At 68.5% G+C, this 7,682-nt stretch carries 7 protein-coding genes; 5 read left to right on the top strand and 2 right to left on the bottom strand.

Annotated features, from left to right (window positions below; genetic code table 11):
- Positions 1 to 227: 227 nt before the first annotated feature.
- Positions 228 to 401 (bottom strand): hypothetical protein, encoded by a 174-nt coding sequence (locus IE157_RS12545; protein ID WP_179861313.1) that lies wholly within the window; start codon positions 399 to 401, stop codon positions 228 to 230.
- A gap of 339 nt (positions 402 to 740) precedes the next feature.
- Between IE157_RS12545 and IE157_RS12540 the strand changes: the two genes are divergently transcribed.
- The 3 genes from IE157_RS12540 (at position 741) to IE157_RS12530 (ending at position 4,445) form a co-directional block, all read left to right on the top strand.
- Entirely contained in the window at positions 741 to 1,475 is a 735-nt protein-coding gene (locus tag IE157_RS12540; protein WP_085108798.1) for a glutamine amidotransferase, read from the top strand.
- 218 nt (positions 1,476 to 1,693) lie between these two features.
- Positions 1,694 to 3,016 carry a CPBP family intramembrane glutamic endopeptidase gene (locus IE157_RS12535; RefSeq protein WP_193520146.1) on the top strand — a complete coding sequence of 441 codons (1,323 nt, stop codon included), beginning with the start codon at positions 1,694 to 1,696 and terminating at the stop codon, positions 3,014 to 3,016.
- Positions 3,006 to 4,445, top strand: a complete 1,440-nt coding sequence (locus IE157_RS12530; protein WP_193520145.1) for a M18 family aminopeptidase — start codon at positions 3,006 to 3,008, stop codon at positions 4,443 to 4,445. Before IE157_RS12535 ends, IE157_RS12530 begins: the two co-directional genes overlap by 11 nt.
- Before the next feature lie 91 nt (positions 4,446 to 4,536).
- Here IE157_RS12530 and IE157_RS12525 read toward each other — a convergent pair whose 3' ends face one another.
- A complete protein-coding gene (locus IE157_RS12525) occupies positions 4,537 to 5,952 on the bottom strand; it encodes a glyceraldehyde-3-phosphate dehydrogenase (RefSeq protein WP_242670486.1) in 1,416 nt (471 codons plus the stop codon).
- 204 nt (positions 5,953 to 6,156) lie between these two features.
- Here IE157_RS12525 and IE157_RS12520 point away from each other — a divergent pair, with 204 nt between their 5' ends.
- Together IE157_RS12520 and IE157_RS12515 are read left to right on the top strand one after the other, a co-directional pair.
- On the top strand, positions 6,157 to 7,089 hold the full coding sequence (locus tag IE157_RS12520; protein ID WP_193520144.1) for a carbohydrate kinase family protein: 933 nt from the start codon (positions 6,157 to 6,159) through the stop codon (positions 7,087 to 7,089).
- A gap of 71 nt (positions 7,090 to 7,160) precedes the next feature.
- Positions 7,161 to 7,682, top strand: a complete 522-nt coding sequence (locus IE157_RS12515) for a YbhB/YbcL family Raf kinase inhibitor-like protein (RefSeq protein WP_193520143.1) — start codon at positions 7,161 to 7,163, stop codon at positions 7,680 to 7,682.

Here is a 7,682-nt window from a genome sequence, read left to right as displayed (position 1 = left end):
CTCCTGCGTCTCCTGAACATCAGCGTCCTGAAGATTATTCGTCAACCCACTCAAAATGTGGTGATTGCTTGAAGGCTGCATGTGTTGTTCTCCTGCCATGAGAGGCGGGGCAGTTCTGACCGTGCGGTTGTCGGTTCCCGGGTGGGGGTCCGGCCACCGCACGTGAAGGACATGTGCGAACCGCGCCCCTCCGCTCATCGCGTGAGGACACGGTTGGCGGCGGAAAATCAGTGCTCGCCCGCGGTCCCGGACTTCTTGGAGTCCAGGGGCGCCGGGACCACTTCACCGGATGCGATAATGCACGGGATCTCGTTGCCCTCGGAGTCCACGAGCTTACCATCCTTGACGGTGTCACCTTCCCGCAGGTGATTCTGGAGGTGCTCGATGGATGCGATGGGCACGAAGCGCGGCGGGGCCTCGACCCGTACGGGCGCCCGGACACGAGTTCCTCGATCCAGCGCTGGACGTCCAGGGCCGGTCCTACGGCCGCGACGGCGGCTTCACGATCGAGGATGTTGAACTCGGTTAAATCCACGATCCATCCTCAGGTATTTCGTGATGTGAAATCTAAATTTCATTTAGGAACAGCGAACTGGGTCACACGGGGTAAGTCACCGAGTGGAACCACGTTTCTTCCGAGTAACCGCCGGACTCTTCCACGGGTGTCATCGAAGCGTCGGAAAGCGGCCTCGTCCCCGGGCAGTTTGCATCCCGAGGCCCCCGTGGCATAGGTGTAAGCCATGAAACCGTTCGTGCTGCTGGCCACCCGTGATGACAACGTCCTCGCGGACGAGGAATACCGGGCCGTGGCCCACTTCGGGGGCCTCGAAGAGGACCAACTCGAACGCATCCGTCTGGAGTCCGGTGAGTGGCCCGCGCTGGACCTGGACAGGTACAGCGGGATCATCGTGGGCGGGTCGCCGTTCAACTCCTCGGACCCGCCGGAGGAGAAGTCCAGGGCGCAGCGCGTCGCTGAGACCTGGATCAGCGCCCTGCTGGACGACGTCGTGGCCCGAGACTTCCCGTTCCTCGGCGCGTGCTACGGCGTGGGCACCCTGGGGATCCACCAGGGGGCCAAGGTGGACCGGTCGTGCCACGAGGACGTGGGTCCCATCACCGTGAGCGTGACCGACGAGGGGGCTCGGGATCCCCTACTCGTGCAACTGCCCCGCGAGTTCAGCGCGTACGTGGGGCACAAGGAGGGCACCCGCGTGCTGCCGCCCAACGCGGTGCTGCTCGCCACCGGGACCGCGTGCCACGTGCAGATGTACCGGATCAAGAACAACCTTTACGCCACCCAGTTCCACCCCGAATTGGATCCCGAGGGGCTCGTGAGCCGCGTGCGCGCGTACAAGGACCTGGGGTACTTCCGGCCGGAGGACACAGACACCGTGATCGACCGGGTGGTCAACGGTCCCGCCGTGGACCAGGCCCCGCGGATCCTACGGGCGTTCGTGGAGCGTTACCGGCGTTGACCCGCCCGGATCGAGGCGTCTGATCACGAGCCCGGTCGTCAACGCCCCGGGGGGCGGACCACCCGGGACTTCCGGTACCATCGGGCGGATCCGCCCCGGGCTGGCATCTCATACCGCGGTCGGAATTCGCCGGTTCCCCGTCGGAGCCACCCCGGATTCACGGCCAGCACCCTGCACAGAGGGCCCTGAGCGTCCCCCGTGACGGCTACCGTGGAGTCATGAGTCACGCCAGCGCACCGTGGTCCCGTCCGTCGCCCCCCGTCCAGGATCCGCCACGGACCCGTAGCCTCTTCTACCACCGTTTGGCGCACGCGGACCCCCGCCACCGCTGGTGGATGCCGCTCGTGGAGGGGCTCATCCTGCTGGCCGTCCTCCTGCTTCTGACCATCGTATTCCTGCTCGTCATGGTCTTCGCGGCCCCGGAGCGGATCGACGGGGACCTGCTGGCCATGAACCAGCTGGACCCCGTGGTGTTCTTCATCCTCTTCGGCTCCGTGGTCCTCATGCTCCCCAGCGCCCTGCTGGCCCGGCTGGTGCTCGGCCCGCGTCCCCTGGGGCTGCTCTTCTCCGTGACCGGGCGGATTCGGTGGAAGTGGCTGCTCACGTGTTTCGTGGCGGCGGTCGCGATCTACGCCCTGATCAACGCGATCGCCGTGGGCCTGGAACTCGCCGCGGGCGGCAGGCCCGTGTCCTTGCAACCGGCCCCCGGTTTCTGGTGGCTCATGGCCTTGCTGATCTTCGTGGTCCCCCTGCAGTGCGCGGCGGAGGAGGTCGTGTTCCGCGGCTACCTGGCCCAGACCATCGGCCGGTGGCTCAAGCACCCCGCGTGGGCCATCCTGCTCCCGGTGCCGCTGTTCGTGCTCGGTCACGCGTACGACATCTGGGGGCAGCTCTCGGTGGGGATCATGGCCGTGGCCATGGGCATCATCACGTGGCGCACCGGTGGTCTGGAAGCGGCGATCGCACTGCACGCCGTGAACAACATGACGGTGTCCCTCATGGCCATGGTGGGGCTCACGGACATGAACGACACCTCCGGGGCGCCCACGGACCTGATCGCGGTGACGCTGATCAACGGTGGTTACGTGGCACTCGTGTTCTGGCTCGTGCGCCGCAACCGGTCCGTGGCCGTGACTCGCACGATCGTCCTGCCGCCACTCCCGCAACCGGCCCGGCTTCCCGAGCTCGGCCACCGGCCCTCTCGGTTGGCCGAGGACGCCTCGGGCCTGGCGGCCTACGTCCTGGACCCGGCCACGCAGCGCTACCTGGTCCTGCCGCCGCAGTACGGTCCGTACTCCGTGCGGGACGGGCAGGGCCGCTACGTGGGTCTGCTGGACACCCGCGCCGCTCACGGCGCGCACACGGGGGACGACGTCGCTCCCGCAGTGCCGGGCGAGCCCTCGGGCGAGAGCACTTCCCGGCCCAACGGTTCCGACCCACACGGTACGGCGACGCCTCCCTCGCCCGGTGCAACGCCGCCGCCCGCAACCCCGGGCGAGTGGGATGTCGCCCCCACCTACACTGGGCGTCATGACGGATAGCTCGCACGAATCCACTACCCCGGCCGACCCCGCCAACGGAACGCCGGAGCCCGGCCCCGGAACTCCGGAGGCCGGCTTCGCGCGTGCACTGGGTGAGTGCATCACGGCCTCGCCCAGCTCGTTCCACGCCGTGGCCACGGCTGCCGCCGCGCTCGACGCCGCGGGGTTCACCGCCCTGGACGAGACCCGGCCGTGGTCGGACCTGTCCGCGGGCGGCTACTACACCGTGCGCGACGGCGCCCTGATCGCGTGGGTGATCCCGTCCGGTGCCGCACCGGGTGCGGGGTACCGGATCCTGGGGGCTCACACCGATTCGCCGGGGTTCAAGCTCAAGCCCCGACCCACCACCGTGACGCACCGGTGGTACCAGGCGGGTGTGGAGATCTACGGCGGTCCCCTGTTGAACTCGTGGTTGGACCGGGATCTGCGCTTCGCCGGTCGGCTCGTGGTGCGTGGCCGTGACGGCGGGACCCGGCAGGTCCTCACCGCGACCGGCCCCGTGGCCCGGATCCCGCAGTTGGCGATCCACCTGGACCGCAGCGCGAACGAGGGTCTCACGCTCGACAAGCAGCGTCACGTGCAACCCGTGTGGGGAGTGGGACAGGACCAGGACACGGACGTCCTGACCGTGCTCGCGGATGCCGCGAACGAGTCGCGCGGAACGCGCCGGACGACCGTGACAGGTGCACCGGGTGCCCCGGCCGGCGGCGATGCGTCGGCCGAACCGATCACGGCATCGGACATTCTCGGCTACGACATCGTCATCGCGGACTCCCAGGCCCCGGAACTCATCGGCGCGCAGCGCACGCTGCTCGCGAGCGGCCGCCTGGACAACCTGACCTCCGTGTTCGCGGGCCTGCGTGCCCTGATGGAACACGCCCACGACCTCGAGAGCGCGGAGCACGTGAGCGTGCTCGCCGCGTTCGACCACGAGGAGGTCGGTTCGGCCACCCGCTCGGGCGCCGCCGGCCCGTTCCTCGAGGACGTGCTCGTGCGCATCAGCGCCGCGCGGGGCGAGACCACGGACGAATACCGGCGCTCGCTCGCGGCCTCGGTGTGCTTGTCCTCGGACGCGGGGCACCTGGTGCACCCCAATTACCAGGGTCACCACGATCCCGTGAACACCCCCGAGCCCGGGGGAGGGCCCCTGCTCAAGATCAACGCGCAGCAGCGCTACACGACCGATGCCACGGGTGCGGCCGAATGGGCCCGGGTGTGCGAACGGGCCGGAGTGACTTACCAGGAGTTCGTCTCCAACAACACCGTGCCGTGCGGCTCGACCATCGGACCCATCACCGCGACCCGTCTGGGCATCCGCACGCTGGACGTGGGCGTGGGGCTGCTGTCCATGCACTCGGCACGCGAGCTCGTGCACACCGGGGACCTGTACGCCCTGTACCGGGCGGTCGCCGCATTCTGGCGCCCGTGAGCGCAATGACGCCGCCCCGGCGACCTTCACGCGGAAGGTGGCCGGGGCGGCGTCGTCGTCGAGCGTACCAGCGGCGCGCGGGACCTGACCCTTACGGGAGTTGGAGCATGGAGATGTCCGCCATGCGGGCCATCACGCGCACCACCTGGCACGAGTAACCGAACTCGTTGTCGTACCAGACGTAGAGCACCACGGAGTTGTTGTTCACGATGGTCGCGAGCCCGTCCACCACACCGGCGCGGCGGGAGCCCACGAGGTCCGTGGAGACCACGTCCGGGGAGTCCACGTAGTCGATCTGCTTGCGCAGGGGCGAGTTCAGCGAGATGTCCTTGAGGAACTCGTTGATCTGGTCCTTGGACTCCGGGGCGTTCTCCAACTGCAGGTTGAGGATCGCCATGGACACGTCCGGGGTGGGGACGCGGATCGCGTTACCGGTGAGCTTGCCCTTCATCACGGGCAGCGCCTTGGCCACCGCCTTGGCGGCACCGGTCTCGGTGATGACCATGTTCAGGGCGGCGGAACGGCCGCGGCGGTCACCCTTGTGCCAGTTGTCGATCAGGTTCTGGTCGTTGGTGTAGGAGTGCACGGTCTCCACGTGACCCTGGATGATCCCGTACTCGTCGTTGAGGACCTTGATCACGGGTGTGATGGCGTTCGTGGTGCAGGACGCCGCGGAGAGGATGGTGTCCTCCGGGGAGATGTCCTTGTCGTTCACGCCGCACACGATGTTCTTCATGTCGCCCTTACCGGGGGCCGTCAGCAGGACCTTGCCCACACCCTTGGACTGCAGGTGCTGAGAGAGGCCTTCCTCGTCACGCCACACGCCGGTGTTGTCCACGACCAGGGCGTTGTCGATCCCGTACTCGGTATAGTCGATCTCCGCCGGGGAGTTGGCGTAGATGAATTGGATCGGCACACCGTTGGCGGTGATCACGTTCTTGTCCTCGTCCACGGTAATGGTCCCGTTGAAGGGGCCGTGCACCGAGTCGCGGCGCAGCAGCGAGGCGCGCTTGACGAGGTCGTTGCCGGGCTTGCGGCGCACCACCACGGCGCGCAGGTTCAGCCCGGTGCCGTCGTTGCGGTTGAGCAGGATGCGCGCGAGCAGGCGCCCGATGCGCCCGAAGCCGTAGAGCACGACGTCGCGGGACCCGGGTTCGTTGCGCCCGCGCTGGTCCACGGCGGGAGCAAGGGCCTCGCGCAGGTACGCCTGCAGGTCACCGCTGCCGGCCACGGTGTAGCCCTGGTAGAGCTTGGCCACGTCCACGTTGCACACGCCGAGGTTGAGCTCGCCCAGCGCGTGGACGATCTCGAGGGTCTTGTCGATGGGCATTTCCTCGCCCAGGATGCGGCGCGTGAAGCGGTGGACCTTGATGATCTCCGTGACGGACTTGTGGACCAGGGAACGGCCGAACACCGTGGTGACCACCTTGTTGCCGCGGTGCAGCTGACCCACCAGGGGGACCAGCTGCTCGGCAAGGGCTTCTCGTTCGGACCACGTGGCGCTCATGAGCATCCTTCTTCCTCGGCCCGGACGTCGTCGTGAGGGCCGTGTTGGGGGTCGCGCGGCGGTGCGCTGACTCGAGTGATGGCGCGCGCGGGAGCGGCGCTGCTCGTCGTGGCCCCAAGTTTACGGTGCGCGGGGGTCTTCTCCCGCCCGTGCGGCGTCGTGACAACCCCGGTGACTCTCCGCACGCTTTGCTAACGTGGGGTCATGTTGACGGTGATCGGTGAGGCCCTCGTGGACGTGGTGTCCCGCGAGGGTGAAGAACCCCGGGCCCACGTGGGTGGCAGCCCCATGAACGTGGCCGTGGGACTGGCCCGGCTGGGTCACGACGTCCAGTTCCTGGGCCGCTACGGCCGGGACGAGTACGGCCGTCAGGTGGCCGATCACCTCACGGGCAACGGGGTGCGGTTGCCGTTCGACGCGGACGCCCTGCCCACCTCCGTGGCCCAGGCGACCCTGGATGAGACCGGTGCCGCGAGCTACGACTTCCAACTCGACTGGTCCCTGGACGTCTCCCCGGAGCGGATCGACGAGCTCCTGCGGGACACCGACGCCCTGCACACCGGATCCATCGGGGCCATGCTGGAACCCGGCGCCACCGTGGTGGGCCAGGCACTCGAACGCGCTCGCGGCCACGCATTGATCTCCTACGACCCCAATTGCCGCCCGTCCATCATCCCGGACTCCTCGGACGCGCGCGCCCGCGCGGAGAAGATCGTGGCGCTGTCCCACGTGATCAAGGCCTCCGACGAGGACCTGTTGTGGCTCTACCCGCACCGCAGCATCGAGGACTCCGCGCGTGCGTGGCTCAAGGCCGGAGCACGGCTTGTGGTCGTGACCCGCGGGGTCATGGGGCCGTGGGCTGTCAGTCGCGGCACCGGACGCGATGGCGTGGAGGTCCCCGCCGCCCGGGTCACCGTCGCGGACACCGTGGGCGCGGGTGACTCCTTCATGGCGGCCCTGCTCTCGGGACTCGCGGACCGGAACATCCTGGGCCCCACTGCGGCGAGCGCCCTCGACGAGTTGGACAGCGCGCAACTCACGGAGTTGTTGCGCCACGCCGCGGCCGCCGCCGGGGTCACGGTCTCGCGCTCCGGCGCGGATCTGCCCACGCGCGCGGACCTGATCGACCACGCCTGATCCGCCGCTTTCCCGTGGCCGTGCGAGGCCCCCAGCTGTGTCATGACCGTAACGAGGAAAGGAACGCTCCCATGTACGACCGTCACCCCTACGCCGATCTGCCCGAACTGCCCACGTTCACAGTGACGTCCACGGACGTGGCCGAGGGCGAGAGCATGAACACGCCCCAGGCCTCCGGGATCATGGGCGCCGGGGGAGAGGACGTCTCCCCGCAGCTGTCGTGGAGCGGTGCCCCGGAGCGCACCCGTTCCTACGTGGTCACGATGTTCGACCCGGATGCCCCCACCCCCAGCGGGTTCTGGCACTGGTGCCTGTCCAACATTCCGGCGGACGTCACCGAACTGGCGACCGGGGCGGCGTCGAACCCGCCCGAGGGAGCCGTGAAGCACCGCAACGACGGCGGCACGGACGAATACCTGGGCGCCGCACCCCCCGAGGGCCACGGCCCGCACCGCTACATCGTCTGCGTCACGGCCGTGGACGTCCCCGAGCTCGAGGTGAACGAGTCCGCGAGCCCCGCAGTGGTCAACTTCAACCTGTTCTCGCACGCCCTGGGACGCGCGTTCCTCACGCCCGTCTACGAAGTGAAGTAG

This window comes from Kocuria marina, from assembly GCA_014652975.1.
In the GTDB taxonomy this organism is placed as follows: domain Bacteria; phylum Actinomycetota; class Actinomycetes; order Actinomycetales; family Micrococcaceae; genus Kocuria; species Kocuria marina.
Note: the sequence above shows the minus strand (reverse complement) of the source record. Positions and strands in the feature narration are given on the sequence as shown.

Excerpts from the sequence above, each read along its gene's own strand:
- IE157_RS12540 (WP_085108798.1), top strand. The coding sequence starts at position 741 with ATGAAACCGTTCGTGCTGCTGGCCACCCGTGATGACAACGTCCTCGCG.
- IE157_RS12535 (WP_193520146.1), top strand. The coding sequence starts at position 1,694 with ATGAGTCACGCCAGCGCACCGTGGTCCCGTCCGTCGCCCCCCGTCCAG.
- IE157_RS12530 (WP_193520145.1), top strand. The coding sequence starts at position 3,006 with ATGACGGATAGCTCGCACGAATCCACTACCCCGGCCGACCCCGCCAAC.
- IE157_RS12525 (WP_242670486.1), bottom strand. The coding sequence starts at position 5,952 with ATGAGCGCCACGTGGTCCGAACGAGAAGCCCTTGCCGAGCAGCTGGTC.
- IE157_RS12520 (WP_193520144.1), top strand. The coding sequence starts at position 6,157 with ATGTTGACGGTGATCGGTGAGGCCCTCGTGGACGTGGTGTCCCGCGAG.
- IE157_RS12515 (WP_193520143.1), top strand. The coding sequence starts at position 7,161 with ATGTACGACCGTCACCCCTACGCCGATCTGCCCGAACTGCCCACGTTC.